Below are 26,269 nucleotides of genomic sequence, written 5' to 3'. Positions count from 1 at the left end.
TCATTTTTAATGCTGAGGATTCTACCTTGGTTCTTTTTAAAAATCCAGCTATTTACGTCTAGACGTCTAAAACTTTTAATTAACAGTAGGATTGTCTCAACTACTGGCAAACATTTTAAATTAGGCTTTAATGGCAGGATTTGATCTAGATTGATTTATCTAGAAATTTCAAATATTTGTTTGCCGGCGGGAGCTTTGACCAATACCAATTTAAATAATAAGTTAACTACCGCTCAGTAGCGCGGTAAATTTAGCGCTACTGAACGGTAGTAAACTTCTAGATATCGAATTTGATGCCTTGTGCTAATGGTAATTCAGTTGAGTAGTTAATGGTGTTGGTTTGACGACGCATGTATGCTTTCCAGGCATCAGAGCCAGACTCGCGACCACCACCGGTTTCTTTTTCGCCACCAAAAGCACCACCAATTTCAGCACCCGAGGTACCAATATTGACGTTGGCAATACCACAATCTGAGCCCCAGTGAGACAGGAAGTTTTCGGCTTCACGCAGATTGTTGGTGAAAATGGCCGATGACAACCCTTGTACCACGTCATTTTGAATGGCAATGGCGTCATCCAAATCGCCAGAGTATTTGATCAAATAGACAATTGGCGCGAACGTTTCTTGCTGTACCATGTTAAAATGATTTTTCGCTTCGACGATTGCCGGCTTAACGTAACAGCCAGACTCATAGCCTGCTCCGCTTAGCACTTCACCACCGCAAAGTAACTTACCACCTTCGGTTTGTACGTTATCGAGGGCCTGACTAAACATTGCTACCGCCTGAGTATCAATTAACGGACCTACATGATTGCTTTCATCTAATGGCGAGCCAATACGCAAGCCCGAGTAAGCTTTCACTAAAATATCTTTGACTTGTTGATATTTTGACTCATGCACAATCACTCGGCGGGTGGTGGTACAACGTTGGCCGGCAGTGCCGACAGCGCCAAACACAATACCCGGGATGGCGATATTCAAATCGGCATCCTGGCTAACGATAACGGCATTGTTGCCACCTAGCTCAAGGATAGATTTGCCAAAACGGGCGGCAACGCTGGTACCGGCATGACGACCAACCCGGGTTGAACCGGTTACTGACATAAGTGGTACACGTTTATCGTGCAACATGCCTTCACCAATCACGTTACCTGCACCAATGACCAGAGAAAATACGCCTTCAGCAATGTCGTTGCTTTGCAGTACGTCTTTAATGATGTTCTGACAAGCGATGGCGGTTAATGGCGTTTTTTCTGATGGTTTCCAAATAGTCACGTTGCCACAAATGGCCGCGATCATCGCATTCCATGACCACACCGCTACCGGGAAGTTAAACGCAGAGATCACGCCAACGATGCCTAGAGGATGGTATTGATCATACATACGATGCTGTGGACGCTCAGAGTGTAGGGTTGAACCATTAAGCTGACGTGAAAGACCGACGGCAAAGTCACAAATGTCGATCATTTCCTGAACTTCGCCCAAACCTTCTTGCAACGACTTACCCATTTCATAAGCAACCAGCTCGCCAAGAGGTTGTTTAAAGTCGCGCAGTTTATTGCCTATTTGACGAACGATTTCGCCACGCATTGGCGATGGCACTTTACGCCAGCGATTAAAAGCGCTTTGGGCAGTAGCTACCACATGCTCATAATCGGCGGTTGAACATTGGTACACGCTGGCAATGGCTTTACCGTCAACAGGCGATGAGATATCAAATTGCCCCTGATCTTGGGTACTTAACCATTGCAGGCCAGTACTGGCGCCAAAGTTATGCTGTTGAATGCCTAAAGTTTTTAAAAAATTCATGAGTGTTCCTAAAGCTATAAATAATTTTGTAAATGTGGTTAATCGATTAATTTATAAAAGTTCGGTTAAACCGGCCTTGAGTACGGCGATAAATTTATCGGCGTCGTGTTGGCTAAACGCCAATGGCGGTTTAATTTTTAAGATGTTGTAACAGGGTCCTTCGGTACTTAACAAAATGTTATTTTGCTTAAAGTACTCGATTAACCACGAGGTTTTATCGGTTGCCGGCTGTTTCGTGTCTCTGTCTTCGACCAACTCAACGCCAATAAATAAACCTAAGCCTCTGACTTCGCCAATAAGGTCAAATTGCTGCTGCAGCTGTTTAAGTTGCTGTTGAAAATAATTGCCGGTGGTTAGCGCATGTTGTTGTAACTTCTCCTCTTTAATCACATCGAGTACGGCTGTGCCTATGGCACAAGATACCGGGTTGCCACCAAAGGTATTGAAATATTCCATGCCGGTAACAAAGGCATCGGCAATCGCCTGGGTGGTGATTACCGCCGCCATCGGGTGACCATTACCAATAGGCTTGCCCAGGGTAACAATATCCGGGGTTACATGTTGCGTTTCAAATGCCCACATATGCGTACCTACCCGGCCGAAACCCACTTGTACTTCGTCGGCAATACATACGCCGCCCGCGGCGCGTACTTTCGAGTACACGGCGTTAAGGTAGCCTTGTGGCATAATAATTTGCCCGGCAACCCCTTGCAGCGATTCACAGATATACGCGCCCGGCTTCTTGCCTTGCGCTGCCAACTCGCTAATAACCGTATCAATGCTGTCGGCATAGGCATTGGCGGTTTCGAGTGTGTCCCCTAAAAATTCGCCACGATATGGGTCTGGTAAGGTAACTTTATGCACGTAAGGTTGTGCCCCTTCGCCGCCCGGACCATCAAATTTGTATGGACTGGCTTCAATACAGGCGTTGGTATTGCCATGATAAGCGCCGTCAACCACCAGTAACTCTTTCGATTTGCTGTAATTACGGGCTAAGCGAAATGCCAATTCATTGGCCTCACTGCCTGAATTCACTAGCATACACACCGACAGCTCGTCTGGCATAGTGGCCAATAATTTATCGGCATAATTAACCAGGTTGTCATGCAAATACCGGGTGTTGGTATTTAATTTGGCCAATTGCGCCTGACCTGCGGCAACAACTTTCGGGTGGCAGTGACCGACATGACACACATTGTTGACCATATCCAAATAGCCATTGCCTTGCTCGTCATAGAGATAAGCGCCCTGGCCACGGACTATTTTCAGCGGTTGCTGGTAACTCAAACTCAGCGTTTTGCCCAAATGTTGTTGTCGATAGCTGGTGATCTCGGCTTTGCTTTTGCCGCTATCCACCGGGTAATGACAAACCTGCTTTAACTGACAATACACGGCAAACGGATTTAACTGGCGCAATTGCTTAAGCAAGGCCCAGGCCGGTTGCACCGACACTAACAGGTAGTCGTTTTCAGGTTGCAGCTGGTGGGCAAGGGTTGAGTTACACACTGTGGTACATAATCGTAACGCCACCAGGGAAAATAGCACTTCCAGCTCGGTTTCCGATAATGCTCGCTGCTGATGATAAGCGGCAACTAACGTTTTTAACGTCGCTAACGGGTCTTGTTGTCCCATTAACGCGTAGGCAGAGGCGATGGCCAATTCGTTTATCACCTGGCTGTGCACCATATCGCCAAAATCGATTAAACCCGTCACTGTTTTCGGCAGCGTTTTATCATCGATTAAGACATTGTAATCATTGGCATCGTTATGAATAATCCCTTGTGGCAGTTGTGCCAGCATGGGCAAGGTTTGTGCCTGATACAGGTTAAGAAAGTGATCGACCAGATCGCGTTGCTCAGCGTTTAAACAATGCTTTTTGGTTTGGCAAATGCCCAGGCCTTGCGCCAGATCCCATTCTAAATAACGGTAGCTACCGGGGTGCTGAAAATCCGCCAACCCTTGATCCACTTCACCGATAAACTTGCCAAGACTGCCCCACAGCTCAGGGCCATGGCTAGCATTGCTGGCATCGGCATAAAATACGCCAGGCAAATAGCTGAGTACGCGCAATAAGAGCGTCTGCTGGTGTTCATGGTCATTTTCGTTTGCAACAGGGGTCAGTAATTGCTGTTCAGCGTTCGCAACGGCGTGCGGCACCTTGATGCCCTTCGCAGTTAAATGTGCCATTGCCGAATTTTGCATATCCAGTTCTAATTTCGATTCGCTAGAGTTGGCAATTTTAACGATGTACTGCTCACCAATGTCTGTGGTTAAAATTAAATTTTGGTCGCAATAACCAGGCAACGATTTAAATTTACCGTGCAGTTGATAGTGTTGCTCAACGAGTGCGGCAACTTGAGCTTCTGAAAACAGGCTACTGTTGGCATTGCTCTTGGCGTTGCTCTCGGCATTAGTGGCAGTTGTCATAATTATTTCTCTTTAAAACCGCGAGCCAATTCTGATAAATCAGTATTTTGCTCAGCGAATGGAATTAAGGTAAAGCCGTATTGATAGCTTTGTGCCGGGATAGTGTATTGCGGATGCACTAATCGGCCCCACGAGGTATCGCCGCCAACGCCCATTTGTTTATGGTCGATATTCACCGTAACGGCATCACCTAAGCTGACTTCTGCGCCATGCTTACTGGTTACCGGTACTAAACCCGACGCCGATTCTTCGCCATCTTTGCCGGCAATAAAGTCAATCGCGCTTTGCGCATAAGGCCAGGCGCTGGCGCTCAGTAAGTCATCGCCAACGGCCATTAAGCCCTGGCCTTGACTGTTTTTTAGCGCTAACCAGCGAACATCGGTTTTATTGGCATTTTCTTGTGGACGCACATAATGATGAATCTGTTCATTTAGCATAGCTTTATACAAGGATATTTGCGCCGAATCCTGACGGTCGCTATAGCTTTCATGCGGACCCCGACCAAACCATGTCAGTCCCTTAAAATCATTTGGCATGGCTAATTGCATGCCCATACGCGGCAGGTTCGGCAAGGTTTGTCCCGGCGCAATATTAAGTTCAGTTTGCAGATGAATTTGACCATTATTGTGCAAACGATATTGTACCTGGTAATCGCCTTTAAAAGCGCTACTGCGATAATGAGCACTCACCGTAACACCATGTTTTTGCTGCTTCGATTCTAATGAGGTTAGCGTTAAATTCGCCGCTGCCGTTTGCCAGATAGCGGCCCATTTTTGCATGCCATTACCCAAGTCATTATCGGTAGGTGCGCGCCAGAAATTCGCCATTAATGGTGCCGTTAACAAGTGTTGTCCTTGATACTGATAATCGCTTAACCACCCCGACTTGCTATCAAAACTCATCGTTGCCAACTCATTGCTAAAGATAAGTTGCGAGTTACTTTGCTGTTGCTGCAACGGTTGCTTCAACCGGGCATGATTAGTGCTGGTTACACTGGCTTGTGGTTTCATTGGCAACTTAAATTGGGCAAAAGCGAGTTCATGGCCGGCGCTTAATAACGGTTGTGGCTCTCTTATTACCGCACTTAAGGTGATAAAATACTCTTTCGTACTTGCCGTTGGCAGCTTAGGTAACTGTACAGTTAAACTCTTGGTTTGGCTTGGTGCTACACTCGGTAGAGCCTGTTTGCCCTGAGCTATTTTTTCACCATCGGCTTCAATAAACCAATGCAAATCGTATTGTTCAAGGTTGATGAAGTCGAAGCGGTTTTCTAAGGTAAATTTACCCGCGAGCAAATCTTGCTTATCTTTATGGTCAAAACGAATCGCCTGATAGACTTTTTTCACTTCAAAGGCATGGGGGTGTGGTTCGCGATTCGCGTTCATTAAACCGTTGTTTAAGAAGTTACCATCACTGGCCACATCTGGGTGAAAGTCTTTGCCATACGCCCAATATTTTACGCCATCATCATTGGTATATTCCAGCGACTGGTCGACCCAATCCCAGATAAAACCACCTTGTAGCACGTCGTATTTTTCAATGGCCTGCCAATACTCTTTTAAATTACCGACCGAGTTCCCCATAGCATGGGCGTATTCGATCATGATCCCCGGGCGTTTCGGGTTTGACTCGGCATACTTCACTAACCGTTCAATCGATGGATACATAGGGGCAAAAATATCGGTATAGTGCTCTTCACCTGCTGGTTCGTATTGTACCGGACGAGTACCGTCGTTATCTTTTAACCATTGGTAAGTGGCTGCAAACACTTTGCCTTCACCGGCTTCATTACCTAATGACCAGATTATGATCGACGGGTGGTTTTTATCGCGTTCGAACATACGTTGGGTACGGTCAAGATGCGCCGGTAACCAGCTCATTTCATTGCCCAATTGTGTTTTTTCATCGATAGCCAAAGGGTGTGATTCAATATTGGCTTCATCAATCACATACATGCCGTACTTATCGGTTAAATCGTACCAGTACGGATTATTGGGGTAATGCGAAGAACGCACCGCATTAATATTGAATTGTTTCATCAATTTAATGTCTTTTTCCATTGACGCTTTGGTCACTACATGACCATGCAATGGGTCGGTTTCGTGACGGTCAACACCACGAATGGTAATGGCTTTGCCGTTTACCGTTAACTGGCTATTAATAATTTCAATATGACGAAAGCCAATATCATCACGAATGGTTTCTAAATGGTTACCCTCACTGTCTGTTAAGGTGATCAGTAAGGTGTATAGGTTTGGCGTTTCCGCAGTCCACAGGCGCGGGTTGGCAAGTTTGCCGGTTAGGGTAACGTGATTTTCTCCCCCAGGTTTCAGGCTAAGCTTAGTTTCACCTGACATCACCACTTTCATATCATCAATAGGGTCGAGTAATTGATATTCAACCTGCTGCTTACTGGCCGTTTGCTGATGATTTTTTAATGTCAGCTCTAACGCTAACTCAGCTTTATTAAAGTCTTTGTTGAGGCTTGATTTGGCGTAAAAATCAAAAATTTGTTGCTTATTGGTGGCGTATAAGTAGACATCGCGCTCGATACCAGAAATGCGCAGCATGTCCTGACTTTCTAAATAACTGGCATCACTCCAGCGACGAATTTGCAACGCTAACAAATTATTGTCGTTGTTAATATAAGGCGTCAAATCGAATTCAGCCGGCGTTTTTGAACCTTGACTGAAACCAACTTTCTCACCATTTAACCACACATCCAACGACGATTTGGCCGCGCCGATATGAAGAAATACTTGTTTTTCTTGCCAGGCTTTAGGCAAGGTAAACGGTTTGCGATACGAGCCGATAGGGTTGTAATCAGTCGGCGCATCAGGCCAGGTAGTGGTAAACGGGAAACGCTCATCCAGGTAAATGGGATAGCCAAAGCCTTCGGTTTCCCAGTTTCCCGGAACCGGAATTTGGCTCCAGGCAGAATCATCAAAATTTACTTGCTCAAATCCTGCAGGTTTATTTTTTGGTGATTTTTGCCAGTCAAACTGCCACAAACCATTTAGCAAAATAAAATTACTGCTCTGCTCCTTTTCAGTCGCCAGCGCTGCCGATGTAGATTGGAAGGGAAATAACGTTGCGTGACCTGCAAGTTTGTTGATGGCAAACACCGTATGATCTTCATACGGTTGCCTGTCTGCTGCTGTTGCTGATAACGAACACAGCACAGATAAAGACGCAGATAACAGGGCAATGTTTTTCGAAAATAATTTCATTGTAAAATTCTAACTTAACAAAATGTACTATTTATAATACAATTATAAATAGTATTTTCAACTGTTATTAAAAAATAAAATGCAATTTCCGCAAAATCACCATTAACAACAGCACCACAGAGCATTAACAAAGAGTTTAAAATTAACCTAGTGTATTGGGTCAATCTCAATTATCATACTAATCATAATTAAGGGATAAGCAGATCATTATGCAATCAGGACACCGCAATTTAACTCAACAATTAGTGCACGAGTTAGGCAAAGATATTTTGCAAGGCAAATACAAAGTGGGTGATAAGCTGCCTTCTGAGGCAGATCTCTGTGCCCAGTATGACATCAGCCGTACAGCAACCCGGGAAGCGGTAAAAATGTTAACCGCGAAAGGCTTGATCAGTTCACGTCCCAGACAAGGCATTAAAGTATTAGATTCAAAGCACTGGAATTTATTTGATGTCGAAGTATTAAACTGGATCTTAATTGGCAAGCCCGATTTGTATATGTTGCGCCATTTTCTGCAATTACGCTTGTCAATAGAACCGGAAGCGGCTTATTTGGCTGCACAATATGCCAAAGACAGTGATATTGAATCGATTAAAAATGCCTTGGCGCGAATGAAAAGCGCTGAAGATGGTTATGACGATACCTTAGAAGCGGATATTGAATTTCATACCAGCATATTAGGGGCCAGCAATAACCCATTCTTTATCCAGCTTAAAAACTTTATCCAAATTGCGTTACAGGTGAACTTGCGCTTCACCAATCGTTTTAAAGCGATCACCATTGATGAATATCAGGCGCATGCAGACATTTTTGACAATATTGCCAATAGAAACCCACAAGCTGCCCATGATGCCTCGTTAAAAACGCAAAAAATTACCGTTGGTCTGGTTAATGACGCGATAGCGGAAATGGAAGAGAAGTAGAAAGCTGCTGGCTAAAAGAAGCTACGAGCTACGGGCAGCTATCCACTAAATTCTAAAAAGAGCGCCGTCATCCCGCACTTGATGCGGGACCTCCTGACGCAATTGGTGGCTCTAAAAAAGCACCTAAATAATATCCGGATATAAATCCTTCCAACTTGGATTCGCTATACTAATTAGCTCGTTTTTCCAATCTCGTTTCCATATTTTAAGTTTTTTCTCTCTTAAAATAGCGCTCTCCATATCGTCATATAGTTCAAAGTAAACAAGCTTAAAAAGATTATATTGTTTACTAAAACCTTCAATAAGCTTTTCTTTATGTTGATAAATTCGTTGAACTAAATGACTCGTGACACCAATAAACAAAACGGTATTATGCTTATTTGAAATGATATAAATTGCGGGTTGTTTCATGATTGAATTCCTTTTCAATGACTGAAATTAAAGTGTAGTTTAAACAGACTACAATGCGTCAACGTCTAAAAAAGAAATTGTAAGGTATTCTCTGTTTACGTAGAGAGGTCCCGCATCAAGTGCGGGATGACGTGGTTAATTGTTTCGGAGTGTTGTTCAGATACTTGCAAGTTAAATTCCACAACCCATCTGCCAGTAGCTTTCTTTTAGCTACTCCACATCGAGTAAAATACTTATCGATTCGGCAATTTCATTTATTTTATTTACATCCACTGGCGCGATAAAAATGGTATCGTCGCCAGCCAGTGTGCCTAATACGCCAATCGACTCACCCTGTATGTCTAACATTCGGGCAATCAAAGGCGCACCGCCAATGCCAGTTTTGATGATAATTTGCATATTGTTGTGTTTAACACTGTTTACTACCGTATGAATTGCCTGCTTTGAACGCGGCACCGCCAACTCATCCTGGAGCATGTAAACCACCTGGTTTTTTACATTACGGTTTTTTACTGCACCCAATTTGGTCAGGGTACGAGACACTTTCGCCTGACTGATATTATCGAAACCCTGTTTGGCCAATGCCGTGGTGATCTCACTCTGAGAGCTGCAGCTTTGCGCTTTTAACAACGCTTTAAAAGCAATAAGGAAACTCTGTTCTTTCATCGTTCTTTCATTCCTATGGGAGTACCAGTGCACTTTTACCATTAGGGTAAAACATGTTTGCGTTGATCTTCAAGCCCCATGGCAAGAATAAACGGATCAGACTTCTGTCGACTGATAAAATCAGCTTTACAGTTTAACCCTAACCATTGCTGTTTAATCAAGCTTTGGGCGACGGCGCCCCCTAACGTTGCCCCCGGTCCTAAGATAATCAATTTATCCGGGGCAAACTCTTTTACTGCCACTTCTATCGCCTTGCTGAAATTGTAGGGCTCGACAACTTGTGTATCTAAGGTGTAATCGTACAAAGCATTGAGATCGCTACTGTACGGTTGCCAGATATTGCCTAAGCCGTCGATCAGGGGTAACTGTGGTGTACAAAACAGCTCAGATGACAATAACGTCTTGGCTTTCGCCGAAGTGTCTGTTAACAATGGCGTATGAAAAGCGGCGTGATTAAATAAGTTCATCGGATATCGGTCTTGTACCACCGGCAACTTGGCTTCTAACGCGCTTAAGCCAACCTGGTTGCCACCAAACACCAGATAACCCCCTAAGTGGATCGAAATATGAACCTCACAGTCATCTTTCTGGTTCACCTCAGCTAACCATTGCATTATTTGTTTTACTTTAGCGCTGTCTTCACACCAGTTTTCATCGGCAATAGGGTAGATCATCTGACCGCCAACGACGCCATCGGTCATCATTGAGCCCATAGTATTGATTAACTCAATGGCGGCAGCAGGTTGCAACGCGCCGGCAACAGCCAAAGCAATATACCAGCCCATGGAATTACCGGTTACTGCCACAACGTCATATTCATCCTGATTAATCGCTTGAAAATCGGCCAGCGCACAAGCGTATATTAGCGCCGAGGCGTTTTCACCGGCGGTGTGCTTACGCATACTGTATTTCGCCATGGTATCGAGTTCGCTAACGCTCACTTGCCCTTGCTGCTGGCGATAATTATCAATCACTTCAACCAGCTCTACCTTATCGCTATGCAAACGTTTAAGGTAACCCAGCTCTTCTTTATTATAGGTGCCACGCCCCGGACAAATGACCACGGCGGTTTTCTTCGACTTAGTTGTACTCATGAATACACTCTAATCCTTTTTTATTGTTCATAATCGCACACGCAGTTTCAACAATATCTGTCGTTGATGGCAACACGTGATAGGCGGCACTGCCTAATGGAATAAAGCAATCTTCACCAGTAATTCGAGTCAGCGTCGCTGTGCTACTTTGTTCTGCTTGTTGCTCATGAATTAACGTCACCAGCGCTTCACTGATAGAGCCGGTTTTACGGCACTCATCAACAATGATGACCTGTTGGCATTGGCTTACTTGCTCGAGAATGCCTTTTTCATCTAGCGGTGCGAGCCAGCGTAAATCTACCACTCGGCAACGGATACCTTTTTCGGCCAGGATTTTTTCCGCCTGTCGCGCCAGAAAATAACCATTGCCATAAGACAAAATACAAATATCTCGGCCTTCGCCATAGACACTCACTTGCTGATTGATCTCAGTCTTTGCATCAGCCGGCGGTAAGTAATTGGCCGTCCACAAACCATCGCCGGCTTGATGTAAATCTTTGGTCATATACAAGGCGATAGGTTCAAGAAATACCACGATACGCTGCTGCTCACGCGCTAATTGCACACAACTGCGCATCATTTCAACGGCATCGGCGCCATTTGACGGGCAGGCCACGATCAATCCCGGAATATCACGAAACACGGCAAACGAATTGTCATTATGAAAATGGCCACCAAAGCCTTTCTGATAAGCGAGACCGGCGATCCGGATCACCATAGGGTTGCTGAACTGACCATTGGAGAAAAACGGCAAAGTCGCCGCTTCACCCCGGATTTGATCTTCGGCATTGTGCACATAAGCAAGAAACTGAATTTCTGCAATCGGTAAAAAGCCGTTATGGGCAAAACCAATGGCGCCGCCTAAAATCGATTGTTCATCGAGTAAGGTATTGATCACCCGGTTATGGCCAAACCTGTCGAACAGTTTGCTGGTGACATTATAAACGCCACCTTTTTTACCAATATCTTCGCCACACATCACAATGTTGTCATGTTGCGCCATCAGGTCCATTAAGGTCCAATTCAGCAATTTGGCTAAATGCTGTTTTTTATTGAGATTGTGTTTCTCGTGGGCAAACAATTGCTGCCGTTGCTCGGCACTAACCAGTTCGGTTAGTACATTATTTTTGACTGGCGGGACGATACTCGCCTGCACCTGCCCGGCAGTTTGCAATTTTGGCTTGCTCGCTACTTGTTCGGCAATCCTGGCAATACGTTGCTCTACTTGTTGATAAATTTGGATGATTTGTTTGCTGGTCAATGCTCCGTTTTCCAGCAAAATACGCGCGCTGTGTAACAACGGATCTTGCAGCTCTGTGGCTTCAATATCGGCCATATCCCGATAGACAAATTCGGCATCAGAGCCGGCATGACCGAGTAAACGTACCGTTCTGACATGCAAAAATACCGGCTTGCCGTGTTGCCTGGCGTATTTTTCTGCTTGCTTGGCTTTATGGTAGGTATCAATAATATTTAAGCCATCGCAATAGATGTATTTAAGGCCGGCGCGGTGTTTAAAGTTAGCGGCAATCCAACCGGTTGGGGTCGAGGTCGAAATACCAATACCGTTGTCTTCACAAACAAACACAATTGGCATCGGCACCGACTGATAGGCTGCCCAGGCGGCGCAATTAAATGCTCCTTGCGCGGTTGAATGATTCGACGAGGCATCACCAAAGTTACAAATAACTACGCTGTCACTGGGTAGTTCGCCTGCCATACTCAACCGTTTCGCCAACGGGATACTAAATGCGGTACCCATGGCTTTTGGTAAATGCGACGCTATGGTGCTGGTTTGTGGCGGGATAGCCAACGCTTTACTGCCCAGCACTTTATGGCGACCACCAGAGATAGGATCATCAATCGAGGCGGCAAAAGACAACAGCATGTCATACAACGGCGTTTGCCCGGCCACTTGTTTGGCACGCTGAATAACAAAGGCACCACTGCGATAATGCAAAAAGGCCATATCTGTTGCTCTAAAAGCTTTGGCGTAAGCCGCATTGCCTTCATGGCCGGCACTGCCGATGGTATAAAAACTTTGCCCTTGTTTTTGCATAATTCGTGATTGCAAATCCAAATGCCGGCTCATCACCTGGCTTTCAAAGATATCGACCAGATCACTAGCCGTTAAGCCGGCGTCGCTCGGGGTTAGCTTGCATGCTGATTGCGGCAAGTTTTCAGCACTGACTAAGCTGACAAAATTTTCTTTTACTAATTGATTACGATCGACCATATATATTCCGGGTGCTAAAAGATGGCCATCTTAAGATGGCCAATTCAAGCTGACCGTTCACGCATGGTCAGCTCAGGTTCTTTAGTAAAAGCGCGTTTTAGAAAAATGCCTGAATACCAGTTTGCGCACGTCCTAAAATTAACGCGTGTACATCGTGAGTACCTTCGTAAGTATTCACCGCTTCCAGGTTCATCACGTGGCGAATAATGTGGAACTCGTCGCTGATGCCGTTACCACCGTGCATGTCACGAGCCATACGGGCAATGTCGAGGGCCTTACCACATGAGTTGCGTTTCACCAGTGAAATCGCTTCTGGTGATAAGGTACCGGCATCCATTAATCGACCCACCTGTAAACAGGCGAATAAACCGGTAGTGATTTCAGTTTGCATATCGGCCAGTTTTTTCTGGATAAGCTGGGTACTGGCAAGTGGTTTACCAAATTGGCTGCGATCCAAAGTATACTGACGGGCGCCATGCCAACAGAACTCTGCCGCACCTAACGCGCCCCAGGAAATGCCGTATCGGGCTTTATTCAAACAGCCAAATGGGCCAGATAAACCTTTGGCATTCGGTAACATGTTTTCACTGGGGACAAACACCTCATCCATGACGATTTCGCCGGTGATTGATGCTCTTAAGGAAAACTTGCCTTCAATTTTAGGCGCAGTTAAACCAGTCATGCCTTTTTCCAAAATGAAACCACGAATAACGCCGTCAAGTTTTGCCCAGACGATAAAGATATCGGCAATTGGTGAGTTGGTGATCCACATTTTCGTACCGGTTAACCGGTAACCACCGTCAACCGCTTCGGCACGGGTTAGCATGCTAGCCGGATCGGAACCAGAGTTTGGCTCGGTTAAACCAAAACAACCAATTAACTCTGCCGTCGCCAGTTTTGGCAAATACTTCATTTTTTGTTCTTCACTGCCGTAAGCATAAATCGGGTGCATCACCAATGACGATTGCACACTCATCGCACTACGGTAGCCACTGTCGACACGCTCAACTTCTCTGGCCACTAAACCATAAGTGACATAGTTGGCGCCGGCACAGCCGTATTTTTCCGGAATGGTGGCACCGAGTAAGCCCAGTTCGCCCAGTTCTTTCATGATCTCGACATCAAAGACTTCATGGCGGTTCGCTTCCAATATTCTCGGCATCAGTTTGTCCTGACAATACTGATGCGCAGCATCACGAATTAACCGCTCCTCTTCGCTTAACAGAGAATCAAGTAATAATGGATCTTGCCAATTGAAAGTTGGACGATTTGCTGAACTAGACATGGTAACGCCTTATAAAATGTAAAAGATTGATTGCTTGTTGACCAATACTAGATAAAATCAAGGCAAAGTTAAAATATAGTTTTTCTTTAGTAGCCATAGGCAATACCTATAGCTAAAATGATGTTTGAAGGCTATAGTCAAATTAAAGGCGATGTATGGATTTACGAAGTTTGCAATATTATGTGGCGGTGTTTGAGCAGCACAGTTTCAGCGCGGCCGCCAAATATTGCTTTGTTGCCCAACCGTCGATATCAGCAGCCGTGGCGCAACTGGAACAAACCCTTGATTGTTTATTGTTTGTACGACATGCGCGTGGTGTAAGCCCGACCGATGCCGGTAAAAAGCTCTACCCGCTAGCCAAAAAGTTGCTCGGCCAGGCCGATGCGATTAAGACACTATTTAAAGACAGCGACAGCAAAAAACCATTCTACCTTGGCGTTACCCGTGGCCTGGGGGTGGAACGTATGAGTGCGCTGTTAAAAGACTTTACCGCCTCAAATAATTCGATGGAATTAACTTTAGTCGGCCACACTGAAAGTAATGATGCGCGCATCATTATTAAAGAGGAACTAAGTGAAAATGAGCATTATGTCTCGTTTTGGCAAGAAGACTATTTATTGGCACTGCCTTATAACCATGTATTGTCGTTGCAAGAAAGTATCACCCTGAATGATTTTGATCAGTTGGCATTCATTCAACGCACGCCTTGTAATGCCTGGCACTCCCTTCAGGAAGCCTTAACTCTGGAAGGTATCAGCGTAGATTTACGGGCGAAGATAAAAACCATAGACTATGCGCTAGGGCTGGTAAGCGCCGGCTTGGGCTGTGCACTAGTGCCAGCACACCCGGAAATACTGAGCAATTCCGACATTGTTTTTCGCCCGATCCAGGGCTTAATGTTAAAACGTGAAATCGTACTAGCCTATCAACACCCGACGAAAGCAATCACCAAATTAAAGCAATTAGTGGTGAAACACAGTCAATAAGCGAATAAGTATCCTGCACGCGAGTTCAGCCTACTTATCCGCTTAACGGTAATCGATCCGCGATTACTTTTCTGCCAGCAAAAACTCTCGGTATAACATCAACAAGTGGGCCGCACTCCAGCTAAAGTTGCTGGCGCCCTGCACTTGCCCGGTTAACGGATTATAGTTTTCCCTGATTGAACCTTGTGCCGATAACCCCTGCGCATTGGCAAAGAGCTTATTGGCCAGGGCTTTCGCCTCGAGCTGATAGCCATAATTGTCTAGCGCGATCAGGCCAAAGTAAACTTGATCCAGCCATACCCGGCCGCGCCAATAAATATCGGCATCAAAGGCCGGGTTGGTAACCGCGGCGGTTCCTAACGGCACTAAAGTATTGAATTCACCAGCAGCAAGCATGACATTTTTTACTGCCTCAGCTTTATCTTTATCGGCAATGCCGGCCCATAATGGGCTCCAGCCTTCTGGCCCGCGGCCGCGGTATGTCAGTAACTCGCCAACACAGCCGTGTTGATCGGCCTGATCAGCTGCTGAAAATTTGCGATCATAATAAAAGCCGGTGTTTTCATCGAAAAAGCACTGATTCACCCGTACCGCCAGTTGCGCAGATGCTTGTTGGTACTCTTCTGCCACTTGCTGGTTGCCGAGTAATTTCGCCATTTTCGCCAGCAGCGCTTTTTCTTTGGCCAAATAAGCATTTAATTCCACCGACTCCTGATTAATGGAAAAGCCCAGCAATGTACCGTCGGCAGCTTTATTCTGATAAAACATCACCTGCCAGTCTTTACGTGCCAGTTCGATATTGCCTTGATAGTTAGCTTTCGCGTATTGCTGTAATTGTTCGGCGTTAATAAAGCCAAAGCGCGCGGCATTATCCATGCCTGACTCCCAACCAGCGCCATATTGTGTGCCAATATCGAGTTCCGCGTATTTACCGGTTGCCAGTAGCTCTTGATATAGCGCCATACCTGAACAGTTAAACCATTGCTGCTCGGCTTGCTGACAATGTTTAAGTGCCAGCTCGCTTTGCTGGTGTTGGGCAAATTTTACCGAAAAACGGATATTGCCTGCGCTATCATTATGGTATCTGTGCTTATTGCCACCATATTCAATCAAACCGTTTTGATTATGGTCGCGATTTAGGTACCACCATTGATGGTAGCGCTGTAATTTTGGAAACATTTCTTTGATGAATGCCAGGTCTGAACTTGCCTGATAAATTTCCCAAACTGCCCAGCTTGCCAGTGGTGGTTTGGTATTACGTTCATTCCAATTGCCGCCGTCCCCGCCTCTGGCGATATCTTTATTATAAAACACCGCATCAATCACCATGCCATCATCTTGTGGCCTTAACGGATCGTTGTTATTTACTTGATAATCAAACATCGCCCGAACATTGTCTTTGGCCAGGTCATTATTAAAATGCGCCAACGCATAAGCATGTTTCCAACTGTCCCAGGCCCAGGTGCCGTTAAACCAGCGCGCGGTTACCGATGGTGTTACCCCGTCATGCTTTAATGCGCCGGCGGCGCTACGCCAGTTTGCGGTTAATGTCTCTATCGCTTTTACCGCAACTTTCTGTTGCTCTACAGCGGCCTGCTCCTGCTGTCGCCCAGGCGTTAATCCATGCTTTAGGCCCAGAGTAATATAGCTTTGCCAACGTTGCCTGGCAGCATTTATATAGTGCTGTGGATCATCCAGTATCTGCGTGGACAATGCTTGTTGCTGCTCGGCTTCTTGTTGGTTATGAACATAACTGTGGGTAGTATAAAGTGCATAGCTTTGGCGAGCGTCCAGGGTGATTGGCGCAATGGCTTGATAACTCAGGCTGTCTGCAGTTATCGCCGTTTTTGTCTGTACCGAGCGGGTTATGTTATAGGCGGAACTGCCACTGGTAAGAATGTTCCAGGTATCCCGCACTTTGCCAAAATGAATGGTTAAACCATTTTCATTACTCGTTAGTTTACGTGACCAGTCAGGCAAAGCCTGCTGCACCGAACGTTTATCATCCCATTGAGTTAACAGACCGCCTTGCCAGGATAATTGCAACTGTTTGCTGATTGCCGATTTATTGCTGATATAAGTAGTGACCAACGCGGTGCGATTGTTGGCGTACTGTAATGTTAACATCAGGGTTAAATCGGCAAATTCAAATTTTTGGATCAGCGCACCTGGCTGGGCATAGACAGTTTTTTCGGCCTCAGCCAAGTGATAGCTTTGTTGTGTTTGGCTGTCCTTAATGTGTAGTTGCTCTAATGCTTGGGCAATGTATAAGCTATATTCTTCGGCAATCACTAGTGGCCCGGGAAAAGCGCCATAAGTTGCCTCATTTTCAGGCAACAGGAAACCGTGCCAGGCGCCCAAATCAAAAAAAGGATTAAATTTTTGATTCTGATAACTATCATAATCTTTGTGCTTAGTTGGCGTGCCTTTTCTCTCTATCACATCAACAAATTGCCTGGCCGCAGATATATCAGCATTGGCTGTATCGGCATTGGCTTTATCAGAATTGCTGCTCACCAGTTCCGTTTTGGCATTACTGGTTTCATTACTTATGACATTTTCGGCAGCACACGAGATGAGTGCGATGGTTAACACAAATATGGTTGTTTTTTTCACAACCAATGGCTTAAAAATTGGATTCATGGTCTAAATTCCATTCGATTTGGCGATTTTAAAAAATATTTAAAATAAAAAAATGCAGTTTCAAAAAACCAACACCTTCTCTTAAGTCCTTATTATTTATAGCTTAACATAAAACAAACAAGACATTAATGGCTACCAACCTAATTGATAGCATAGTTAATACTATACTATTTGTATGATAAATATTGCAAAAGAAGTTTTTCACTTGTAGTATCTAGATTAACAAACTGAAAAAGTCGTTAGTTTGGTTACAAATTATAAAGATGAGACTTAAAACACAAAAACCCTGGGGAGGGATTTTAAATGCAACTAGCAAAACCAAAACTTAGTTACTTATCTATGGCAATTATGCTTAGTTTAGGTGCAACTAATAACGTACTGGCTGCGGAAGCACAAGCAGAGGCCATGAACGAAAGCGTAGAAACCATTACGGTGACTGGTATTCGTGGCTCTTTAGTACGGGCAATGGATGTAAAAAAATCTTCCGACGGTATTGTCGATGCGATCTCGGCCGAAGACATTGGTAAGTTTCCTGACCAAAACGTGGCTGAATCGCTGCAACGTATCTCAGGTGTTTCTATCGATCGTGATGGTGGTGAAGGTCAATTTATCAGTGTTCGGGGTTTAGGTCCTGAATTTAACGCGGTTTTGGTAAATGGTCGCACCATGGCAACTGTCAGTGGTGGTCGTAAATTTAGCTTCGATACGTTAGCTGCAGAATTAATAAGTGGCGCCGAAGTGCACAAAACCCAAACCGGCAAACTGCAGGATGGGAGCATTGGCGCCACGGTTAATATCACCACCCATCGACCGTTAGACCTAAATGGTTTTAAAGCGGTTGCCAGTGCCAAAGGCACTTATGACGATATGTCAGAAGAAACCAATCCAACCTTTTCCGGGTTAATCAGTAACACTTTTGACGATGGTAAATTTGGCCTATTGGCCTCATTAAGCTATAGCGATCGTGACCTGCGTAGTGATGAAGCACAAACTGCCGGTTGGTATGGTGGTACAGACTTGGACTTGGAAGGTGATTTTGATGATGTATATTTTCCACGAAACTATGACCAAATCGTAAAAACCGAAACTCGTGAACGCACCAGTGGCACATTGGTGCTGCAATACCAGCCGAATGATGATTTATTATTTACCGCCGATGCCTTGTATTCAGAATACGACGTGAGTTTTCGTCAAGACATTCTTGCTCACTGGTTTGAAACTGGCAACACCGTAGGTGCCGAACTCGATGAAAACCGTACAGTGGTACGCTTAGATTCAAGTAACAATAGTGCCACCGATTATTTAAACCGTTTGTCGAACACCAAAACGGAAACTACCGCGTTTGGTTTTAATGCTGACTGGCAAGTAAACGGTGACTTGAATGTAGTGGCGGATGTTTCGTATTCAAAAGCGGAATCAAACAATGGTAATGACAGAACCGATACCGTTGCTGGTTTCTTTAATGATTACACCGTCGATTACAGCCAGGGCGGCGTACCGGAATTAATGTTTGCCGAAAACCTTGATAAAGATATCTTAGGCGCGAACTGGGCCCAGTTTTTTGGTGACGATATTGATGATGAAATTGTCGAAATGCGTCTCGATGCTGAATGGGTACTCGATAGTGGTGTATTAAGCAAAGTCAACTTTGGTGCATCGTATTCAGACCGTACCTTACAAACGATGCCAACCAATACTTATACCGAAATTCGTAATGGCTGGGGTGGTTACATTGTCGACTTACCAGCAAGTTTATTTACCGACTTTAATGCCGATGGATTCTTATCTGCCGAAGGCGGCGATCCGGCCAATAACTGGTTGATTTTTAATTCCTACGAGTTCATGGACTTTTTGGAAAGTGAAGCCGGTTATGGCCAGTTATCAGCAGAAGATGCGGCAAGAATGAAAGCGAATCTTGAGCAATATGATGGTCATACCGCACACGATGTGGTGGCAAATTCATTTGAAGTGAACGAACAATTGATGGCGTTGTATTTCGATGCTTATTTCCAGGGTGAACTTGGCGAAATGCCATGGCAAGTGGTTGCCGGGGTTCGTTACGTGGAAACCACAACCAAATCGTCAGGTTTTGGCAATGAATTAGAAGATATGAATGGTCCTGACGGTACCGGTAATTATTCTCCGGTAATGTCTGAAGATATTGTGCCGCTATCGGTAGAGAGTGATTATGATCACTTATTACCTAGCATTAACGCCAACATTGAAGTGATTGAAGATGTATTTATTCGCGCCGCTTACTCTGAGAGTATCACTCGAGCGACGTTGACTGAACTTTCCCCGGCACTTTCCTACGGCGGAGGTAAAATTGACGGCTTAAATGCCTCTGGCGGTAACCCGTACCTGAAGCCTTACGAATCGACTAACTTCGATTTAAGCTTTGAGTGGTACTTTGATGAAGCCAGTTATGCATCGGCGGCCTATTACACCAAAGATGTCGATAATTTTATCGATGAAGGTCAACGACAAGAAACGTTTAACTTACCGAGCGGCGACTTCGAATATAACATCAGCAGTCCAGTAAACTTAAATTCTACCACCATCGATGGTTTTGAACTTGCCTTTCAGCATACGCTAACCTATTTACCGGCACCGTTTAACGGCTTTGGTTTTATGGCGAATATGACGTTTGTGGACAGTTCTTCCGATGATGACGTAGAAATTCCGGGCTTAGGTGATTCACAAAACCTGGTAGTGTTTTATGAGCAAGAGAACTTCCAGTTCCGGGTAGCGTATAACAACCGTGATGAGTTCTTGCAAACCATGGAAAACTGGGCTGGTGGCGATCCTATCTATGTCGAAGACTACTCACAAGTTGATGTTAGTGGTAGTTTTGACATTAACGATAACTTCACCATTTTCGTTGAAGGCATTAACGTAACCAATGAAGTGACGAAAAAACGTGGCGCACTATCAAACCACATGATTTCGATTGCCGAAACTGGTGCACGCTATTCTGTTGGTGTTAGAGCAAGCTTCTAACCGCAATACAGGGCCATTGATAGCAATGGCCCTTTCTTTTACCCTTCACCTATCGTTTTTAAGAAGTTTACTATGAGCAAACCCCATATCTGGCTACGTGCTGAAACCAAGCAGGATGAACAAAGAACGGCATTAACTCCTGATGGTGCTAAGCAACTGATTGCCGCAGGTTTTCAGGTGAGTGTTGAGCAATCTGAGCAAAGCATATTTAATGATTCTGACTACCAGGCGGTAAATTGCAATATGGTTACCCCGGGCAGCTGGGTCGGCGCACCACGAGATGCGATTATTTTAGGGCTGAAGGAATTGCCTGAACACGATTTGCCGTTAATTCATCAGCACATTTATTTTGCCCATGCCTATAAAGAGCAACTCGGCTGGCAAGACTTACTGAACCGTTTTAAGACGGGTGGTGGCGAGCTTTATGATCTTGAATTTTTAGTCGATGACAACAATCGCCGTATCGCCGCGTTTGGTTACTGGGCCGGTTTTGCCGGTGCCGCGTTATCGGTGCAAGCCTGGATAAACCAACAGCGAGGCATAAATCCGCCATTAAGCGACATTCGCTCTTATGCCAATAAAGAATCTTTACTTAGCGAGCTGAGCAACGGGCTGAAGCACAGCATTGACCAGCCGCGGATATTAGTGATTGGCGCCAAAGGTCGCAGTGGTAGTGGCGCCGTCGACTTAGCCAAGGCATTAAACCTAACCGTGCTAGAATGGGATCTGGCCGAAACGCAAAAAGGCGGGCCATTTATTGAAATCAATGATATGGATATTCTGGTAAACTGCGTCTTGGTAAATCAAGATTTACCACCATTTGTCAGCAAAGCAATGCTTGCCCAAGCCGAGCGTATATTGGCGGTGATTGTCGATGTCAGTTGTGATCCCTATGGCAGTTATAATCCGTTACCGATTTATCAACAATGCACGACATTCAAACAACCCTGTATTGACATTGCCGCAGGCAATAAGCGATTAAGCCTGATCGCCATCGATCACCTGCCTTCGCTGTTACCGAAAGAAAGCAGTGAGGATTATGGTCAGCAATTATTAACCCATTTATTAACACTTGATGATAAAAACCAGGGCGTTTGGCCTAAAGCACTGGCGCTTTATCAACAAAAAATTGACTCGATATAAAGGTCCATCATGACAAACAATACGAACCCCACAATTCACTGGCTTGGTGCCGGTCTATCCTCAAAGCCAGGAATTAAATTACTGGCCGAAAGTGAGCACCCGCTTATTGTTTGGAACCGCTCTCTGGCAAAAGCCCAAGCGACATTAAATGATATTGCCGATAACACGTCAATTTTGCAGCTCGACTGGGATGTTTTAGCCGAGGCCATCAACCCAGGTGATGTTGTCGTTTCTATGCTGCCGGCAAGCAAGCATTTACAGGTGACGACCTTGTGTCTCGATAAACAGGCGCACTTTGTCTCAAGCAGCTATATTTCTGCTGACATGGCAGCACTGGATCACAAAGCCAAGGCATTGAACTTATGTTTGGTTAATGAAGTCGGTTTAGATCCGGGCATCGATCACTTATTCGCCCATGATTTAGTGGCTCAGTATCATCAGAGTGAGCAGTTTAACCCAGACAACGAATTATATTTTCGCTCATACTGTGGTGGCTTTCCGAAAATAGTAAACGACTTTAAATACAAATTTAGCTGGTCGCCACTAGGGGTGTTAAAAGCACTTAAATCGCCGGCAAAATGGATAAGTGCGGGAGAAACAAAAACCTCACAGGCACCATGGGAAGCATTGCGTGATTATCCGGTTGATTTAGTTGCTGGTCAGGAAACCTTTCAGGCATACCCAAACCGAGATTCTACCCCTTTTATCGAACAGTATCAGCTAGCCGATGACCAGGTAAAAGAGTTTGTCAGAGGTACGTTAAGACTCGCTGGTTGGTCAACAGCATGGCAATACCTTTTTGATGAAATTGCCCTGTTATCGGTTGATGAAAGTGAAGCGCGACTCACTGAAATCAGCCAGCAGCTAGAGCAAAAGTATGCCTATAATGACGATGAACCGGACAGGGTAGTACTTTATGTTGAGCTAGAGGCAAAGCAAAAAGATGAAAAAATCTGGCAACAAAGTTACTTGCTCGACTGTAGCGGTAATGCGTCGGGACAAGCAATGGCGAGACTGGTTTCGATTCCCGTAGCATTCGCTATTTTATCGGTGCTAAATAACGAGATAAAAGCGGGTGTTAGTGCGGCGCCAAAAGCGCCAAAACAGGTTCGTAACTGGATCAAGAGATTAACCGATTCAGGAGAATCGATCAGCAACCGTAATCACTTGGCATAGCAACAATAGCAAGTTAACCAGTGCCTTTTCACCTTGATTAACTTGCTTATGCACTACATTGAAATCAAATTAAACCAATATTAAATGCACAAGATAAGATAACAAAAACTACAATATTTCCAGCGCAACAAAAGAAGGTAATGATGACCCACACAGCCCGTAGACCAAGCTTACTTGATGCTTTAGTTCCGATATTTTTCCTGTTGCTGTTGTTATCAATGGCGGTATTTTATTTTGGTGATAACTCGTCATCAGGACCTAATCAAATAGCCTTAATGATTTGCGCGGGTATTGCCACTCTCATAGGTTTAAAAAATGGTCACCAGCGCAAACACATTGAAAAAAGCATTGTTAAAGGCATCAGTCTTACCCTTGGCGCCATTCTTATTTTGCTGGCGGTAGGTACATTAATTGGTACCTGGTTATTAGCCGGTACTGTGCCAACAATGATTTATTACGGTTTACAAATTCTTAATCCTGATTACTTTTATGTTAGCTGTTCAATCATTTGTGCCATCGTAGCGATTAGCATCGGCAGTAGCTGGACCGTTGCGGCAACCATAGGTGTCGCCTTAATGGGCGTTGCCAACGGGTTAAACATTTCGGCGCCAATTACTGCAGGTGCGATTATCAGTGGTGCCTATTTCGGTGACAAACTCTCACCACTATCGGATACCACAAATTTGGCTCCTGCCGTGGCAGGTACCGAATTATTCACCCATATTAAGCACATGACCTGGAGTACTGTGCCCAGCTTTATTATCGCCTTATTTATATTCCTAATTCTGGGCTTTAATCAAGATACGCCGATTATCGACGGTCAGCTAGACACCTTACTGAACAGCCTGCAACAAGTGTACTTTATCGACTGGTATTTACTGTTACCTTTAGTGGTTACCTTGACTTTGGCGGTAAAAAAAGTCCCGGCATTTCCAGCCATTGGCATCGGCGCTATTGCCGGTGCAATTTGGGCGATGTTGTTCCAACAAGATTTAATTTTATCGTATGCCGATAGTGGCCTTAGCAGTTTAAGCGCCAACATCACCGTAGTTTGGAAAGTCATGCACGAAGGGGTAAAGTTAAATACTGGCAACCCATTAATGGACGACCTGCTTAGCGGCGGCGGTATGGGCTCAATGCTAAATACAATTTGGTTAATTATTTGTGCAATGACATTTGGCGCCATTATGGAAGGGGTTGGTTTATTGGAAAAAATCGTTGCTACCTTGATCCGCTTTTCACAAAGGGCCAGTTCATTAATTACCACTACTATCATCACCGCCTTCGGCACAAACTGTATCGCCGCCGATCAATACATTGCGATTGTAATGCCGGGCAGAATGTTTAAAGATGAGTACAGTAAACGCGATCTTGCCCCGGAGAATTTATCTCGGGCGCTAGAAGATGGTGGCACGGTAACCTCACCGCTCGTGCCGTGGAATACCTGTGGTGCCTATATGCAGTCGGTGTTACTGGTAAACCCACTGGAGTATGCGGTATTTTGTTTCTTTAATTGGTTAACACCAATTGTCGGCATTACTTGTGCGCTGCTAGGCTATAAAGTGAAAAGCTTGGTAAAAAAAGATAGCGACAACATTAACCAACAATTAAAAATTCCGAAAAAGTTAAGACGAGTAAAACGGGTTGAATTATGAGCAATGAATTGAAACACATCGTAATTGTTGGCGGCGGCAGTGCTGGCTGGATAGCGGCGGGTACACTGGCGGCAAATCATCATGCCAACCAGCCAGGCGGCATTAAAATAACGCTTATCGAATCACCCGACGTAAAAACCATCGGGGTTGGTGAAGGCACCTGGCCCACCATGCGTAATACCCTAAGAAACATGGGCGTATCTGAAACCGATTTTATGCGCGAATGCGACGCCAGTTTCAAACAAGGCGCCAAATTTGCCAAATGGGTAACCAACAGCGACGATGATTTTTATTATCATCCATTGGTATTGCCACAAGGATATTTTGATGTCGATTTATTCAAGCCGTGGAAGATGGCGAAATCCCCGGTGTCGTTTTCCAATGCGGTGTGTTATCAAGAACAATTGTGTGAGCGCGATTTAGCACCAAAATTAATTTCTACACCAGAATACGCCGCCGTGGCGAATTACGCTTATCACCTGGATGCTGGAAAATTTGCCGATTTTTTGAAAAACCACTGTACCAAAAACTTAGGTGTTCACCATATTCTCGACCATGTTTCAGCGGTAAATTCCGCAGAAAATGGCGACATTGCCTCGGTTAGTAGTCGCAGTCATGGAGATATTGCTGGCGATTTATTTATCGACTGTACCGGTTTCTCCGCCCTGCTGATTGGCAAGCACTATAACGTCCCTTCAGTGTGTAAAAAAGATATCCTGTTTATCGATACCGCCCTGGCAGTACAAGTGCCTTACGACTCTGCCGACAGCCCTATTGCCTCACACACCATTTCAACCGCACAAGAATCGGGCTGGATTTGGGATATCGGTTTACCGACACGTCGTGGTATCGGCCATGTCTATTCGAGTAAGCATTCGAGTCAAGAACGTGCCGAACAGTTATTAAGGGACTATCTGGCGGAATCGATTGGCGATAAGGCCAAGGATTTAAACTTTCGTAAAATCGATATCAACCCAGGCGTCAGAGAAAAATTTTGGGTCAACAATTGTGTTGCCGTTGGCATGTCAGCCGGTTTTTTAGAGCCACTGGAAGCCTCGGCTTTGGTGATGATTGAACTGGCCTGTGCCAGTATCAGTGAGCAACTGCCGGCCAATCGCGAAACCATGGATATTGTTGCCAAAAGTTATAATGATAAAATTCAATATAACTGGGATCGGGTGATCGATTTTCTCAAGTTACATTATGTAGCCAGCAAACGTGACGATAGCGCATTTTGGCGTGACAACCGCGACCCACAAACCATTCCCGAAAGCCTGCAAGAATTAATGGCGTTATGGCAACACCGGTCGCCATCTGAGTACGACTTTCCACGCAAGCGGGAAATGTTTTCGGCGGCAAGCTACCAGTATGTACTCTATGGCATGGATTATAATCATTCGACTGAGACTGGCTTTGTTAGTGATGACGTACAGCGCAAAGCGGCAAAAATGTTTGCCGAAAATCAGCAGCTAACCAAACGCTACGTAACGGCGCTGCCGAGCAATCGCGAGTTGATTAACAAGGTATGTCAGTTTGGCTTTCAGAAAGTTTAACTAATTTTAACGAAAAAAGTTGTGGAATGAA

At 45.0% G+C, this 26,269-nt stretch carries 16 protein-coding genes; 7 read left to right on the top strand and 9 right to left on the bottom strand.

Annotation, left to right across the window (positions count from 1 at the left end; genetic code table 11):
• Nucleotides 1-277: 277 nt before the first annotated feature.
• The 3 genes from amaB to ND16A_RS03100 are packed head-to-tail and all read right to left on the bottom strand — an operon-like array spanning nucleotide 278 to nucleotide 7,467.
• Nucleotides 278-1,810, bottom strand: coding sequence for an L-piperidine-6-carboxylate dehydrogenase (gene amaB / locus ND16A_RS03090; RefSeq protein WP_033078877.1), 1,533 nt, complete (start codon nucleotides 1,808-1,810; stop codon nucleotides 278-280).
• Nucleotides 1,811-1,861: 51 nt separating this feature from the next.
• Nucleotides 1,862-4,237, bottom strand: a complete 2,376-nt coding sequence (locus ND16A_RS03095; protein ID WP_052073270.1) for an aminotransferase class III-fold pyridoxal phosphate-dependent enzyme — start codon at nucleotides 4,235-4,237, stop codon at nucleotides 1,862-1,864.
• A 2-nt stretch (nucleotides 4,238-4,239) separates the two neighbouring features.
• The gene (locus tag ND16A_RS03100) at nucleotides 4,240-7,467 is read right to left on the bottom strand and encodes a glycoside hydrolase family 2 TIM barrel-domain containing protein (protein WP_033078876.1); all 3,228 of its coding nucleotides are present in this window, start codon (nucleotides 7,465-7,467) and stop codon (nucleotides 4,240-4,242) included.
• Between the two features lie 209 nt (nucleotides 7,468-7,676).
• Between ND16A_RS03100 and ND16A_RS03105 the strand changes: the two genes are divergently transcribed.
• Nucleotides 7,677-8,390, top strand: a complete 714-nt coding sequence (locus ND16A_RS03105) for a FadR/GntR family transcriptional regulator (RefSeq protein WP_033078875.1) — start codon at nucleotides 7,677-7,679, stop codon at nucleotides 8,388-8,390.
• A 123-nt stretch (nucleotides 8,391-8,513) separates the two neighbouring features.
• On the opposite strand, the gene ND16A_RS03110 is transcribed toward ND16A_RS03105, so the two are convergent.
• The 5 genes from ND16A_RS03110 to ND16A_RS03130 form a co-directional block, all read right to left on the bottom strand.
• On the bottom strand, nucleotides 8,514-8,801 hold the full coding sequence (locus ND16A_RS03110; RefSeq protein WP_033078874.1) for a GIY-YIG nuclease family protein: 288 nt from the start codon (nucleotides 8,799-8,801) through the stop codon (nucleotides 8,514-8,516).
• A gap of 210 nt (nucleotides 8,802-9,011) precedes the next feature.
• Nucleotides 9,012-9,467 carry an ArgR family transcriptional regulator gene (locus tag ND16A_RS03115; RefSeq protein WP_033078873.1) on the bottom strand — a complete coding sequence of 152 codons (456 nt, stop codon included), beginning with the start codon at nucleotides 9,465-9,467 and terminating at the stop codon, nucleotides 9,012-9,014.
• A gap of 41 nt (nucleotides 9,468-9,508) precedes the next feature.
• On the bottom strand, nucleotides 9,509-10,561 hold the full coding sequence (locus ND16A_RS03120) for an ACP S-malonyltransferase (protein WP_033078872.1): 1,053 nt from the start codon (nucleotides 10,559-10,561) through the stop codon (nucleotides 9,509-9,511).
• Complete coding sequence (locus tag ND16A_RS03125) at nucleotides 10,548-12,797, bottom strand: dehydrogenase E1 component subunit alpha/beta (protein ID WP_033078871.1); 2,250 nt, start codon at nucleotides 12,795-12,797, stop codon at nucleotides 10,548-10,550. Before ND16A_RS03125 ends, ND16A_RS03120 begins: the two co-directional genes overlap by 14 nt.
• A gap of 97 nt (nucleotides 12,798-12,894) precedes the next feature.
• Nucleotides 12,895-14,082 (bottom strand): acyl-CoA dehydrogenase, encoded by a 1,188-nt coding sequence (locus ND16A_RS03130; RefSeq protein ID WP_033078870.1) that lies wholly within the window; start codon nucleotides 14,080-14,082, stop codon nucleotides 12,895-12,897.
• 155 nt (nucleotides 14,083-14,237) lie between these two features.
• Here ND16A_RS03130 and ND16A_RS03135 point away from each other — a divergent pair, with 155 nt between their 5' ends.
• A complete protein-coding gene (locus ND16A_RS03135) occupies nucleotides 14,238-15,068 on the top strand; it encodes a LysR family transcriptional regulator (RefSeq protein WP_033078869.1) in 831 nt (276 codons plus the stop codon).
• A gap of 63 nt (nucleotides 15,069-15,131) precedes the next feature.
• Here the strand turns inward: ND16A_RS03135 and ygjK are convergent, their stop codons facing one another.
• Nucleotides 15,132-17,711 (bottom strand): alpha-glucosidase, encoded by a 2,580-nt coding sequence (ygjK, locus tag ND16A_RS03140; protein ID WP_081945667.1) that lies wholly within the window; start codon nucleotides 17,709-17,711, stop codon nucleotides 15,132-15,134.
• Between the two features lie 303 nt (nucleotides 17,712-18,014).
• Between ygjK and ND16A_RS03145 the strand changes: the two genes are divergently transcribed.
• The 5 genes from ND16A_RS03145 to ND16A_RS03165 all read left to right on the top strand — a co-directional run bounded on the left by ND16A_RS03145 (nucleotide 18,015) and on the right by ND16A_RS03165 (nucleotide 26,238).
• Complete coding sequence (locus ND16A_RS03145; RefSeq protein ID WP_033078868.1) at nucleotides 18,015-20,711, top strand: TonB-dependent receptor; 2,697 nt, start codon at nucleotides 18,015-18,017, stop codon at nucleotides 20,709-20,711.
• A gap of 72 nt (nucleotides 20,712-20,783) precedes the next feature.
• The gene (locus ND16A_RS03150; protein ID WP_033078867.1) at nucleotides 20,784-21,854 is read left to right on the top strand and encodes a saccharopine dehydrogenase; all 1,071 of its coding nucleotides are present in this window, start codon (nucleotides 20,784-20,786) and stop codon (nucleotides 21,852-21,854) included.
• Between the two features lie 9 nt (nucleotides 21,855-21,863).
• Complete coding sequence (locus ND16A_RS03155) at nucleotides 21,864-23,030, top strand: saccharopine dehydrogenase family protein (protein WP_033078866.1); 1,167 nt, start codon at nucleotides 21,864-21,866, stop codon at nucleotides 23,028-23,030.
• A gap of 143 nt (nucleotides 23,031-23,173) precedes the next feature.
• Nucleotides 23,174-24,685 carry a Na+/H+ antiporter NhaC gene (nhaC, locus tag ND16A_RS03160; RefSeq protein ID WP_033078865.1) on the top strand — a complete coding sequence of 504 codons (1,512 nt, stop codon included), beginning with the start codon at nucleotides 23,174-23,176 and terminating at the stop codon, nucleotides 24,683-24,685.
• Nucleotides 24,682-26,238 (top strand): tryptophan halogenase family protein, encoded by a 1,557-nt coding sequence (locus ND16A_RS03165; RefSeq protein WP_033078864.1) that lies wholly within the window; start codon nucleotides 24,682-24,684, stop codon nucleotides 26,236-26,238. The genes nhaC and ND16A_RS03165 overlap by 4 nt, the downstream gene beginning before the upstream one ends.
• Nucleotides 26,239-26,269 lie beyond the last annotated feature (31 nt).

The organism is Thalassotalea sp. ND16A (assembly GCF_000764205.1).
Taxonomy (GTDB): Bacteria; Pseudomonadota; Gammaproteobacteria; order Enterobacterales; family Alteromonadaceae; genus Thalassotalea_A.
Note: the sequence above shows the minus strand (reverse complement) of the source record. Positions and strands in the feature narration are given on the sequence as shown.

Coding starts and splice junctions, on each gene's coding strand:
- ygjK (WP_081945667.1), bottom strand. CDS start 17,711: ATGAATCCAATTTTTAAGCCATTGGTTGTGAAAAAAACAACCATATTT.
- ND16A_RS03110 (WP_033078874.1), bottom strand. CDS start 8,801: ATGAAACAACCCGCAATTTATATCATTTCAAATAAGCATAATACCGTT.
- ND16A_RS03120 (WP_033078872.1), bottom strand. CDS start 10,561: ATGAGTACAACTAAGTCGAAGAAAACCGCCGTGGTCATTTGTCCGGGG.
- nhaC (WP_033078865.1), top strand. CDS start 23,174: ATGACCCACACAGCCCGTAGACCAAGCTTACTTGATGCTTTAGTTCCG.
- ND16A_RS03150 (WP_033078867.1), top strand. CDS start 20,784: ATGAGCAAACCCCATATCTGGCTACGTGCTGAAACCAAGCAGGATGAA.
- amaB (WP_033078877.1), bottom strand. CDS start 1,810: ATGAATTTTTTAAAAACTTTAGGCATTCAACAGCATAACTTTGGCGCC.
- ND16A_RS03155 (WP_033078866.1), top strand. CDS start 21,864: ATGACAAACAATACGAACCCCACAATTCACTGGCTTGGTGCCGGTCTA.
- ND16A_RS03125 (WP_033078871.1), bottom strand. CDS start 12,797: ATGGTCGATCGTAATCAATTAGTAAAAGAAAATTTTGTCAGCTTAGTC.
- ND16A_RS03130 (WP_033078870.1), bottom strand. CDS start 14,082: ATGTCTAGTTCAGCAAATCGTCCAACTTTCAATTGGCAAGATCCATTA.
- ND16A_RS03115 (WP_033078873.1), bottom strand. CDS start 9,467: ATGAAAGAACAGAGTTTCCTTATTGCTTTTAAAGCGTTGTTAAAAGCG.
- ND16A_RS03095 (WP_052073270.1), bottom strand. CDS start 4,237: ATGACAACTGCCACTAATGCCGAGAGCAACGCCAAGAGCAATGCCAAC.
- ND16A_RS03105 (WP_033078875.1), top strand. CDS start 7,677: ATGCAATCAGGACACCGCAATTTAACTCAACAATTAGTGCACGAGTTA.
- ND16A_RS03145 (WP_033078868.1), top strand. CDS start 18,015: ATGCAACTAGCAAAACCAAAACTTAGTTACTTATCTATGGCAATTATG.
- ND16A_RS03165 (WP_033078864.1), top strand. CDS start 24,682: ATGAGCAATGAATTGAAACACATCGTAATTGTTGGCGGCGGCAGTGCT.
- ND16A_RS03135 (WP_033078869.1), top strand. CDS start 14,238: ATGGATTTACGAAGTTTGCAATATTATGTGGCGGTGTTTGAGCAGCAC.
- ND16A_RS03100 (WP_033078876.1), bottom strand. CDS start 7,467: ATGAAATTATTTTCGAAAAACATTGCCCTGTTATCTGCGTCTTTATCT.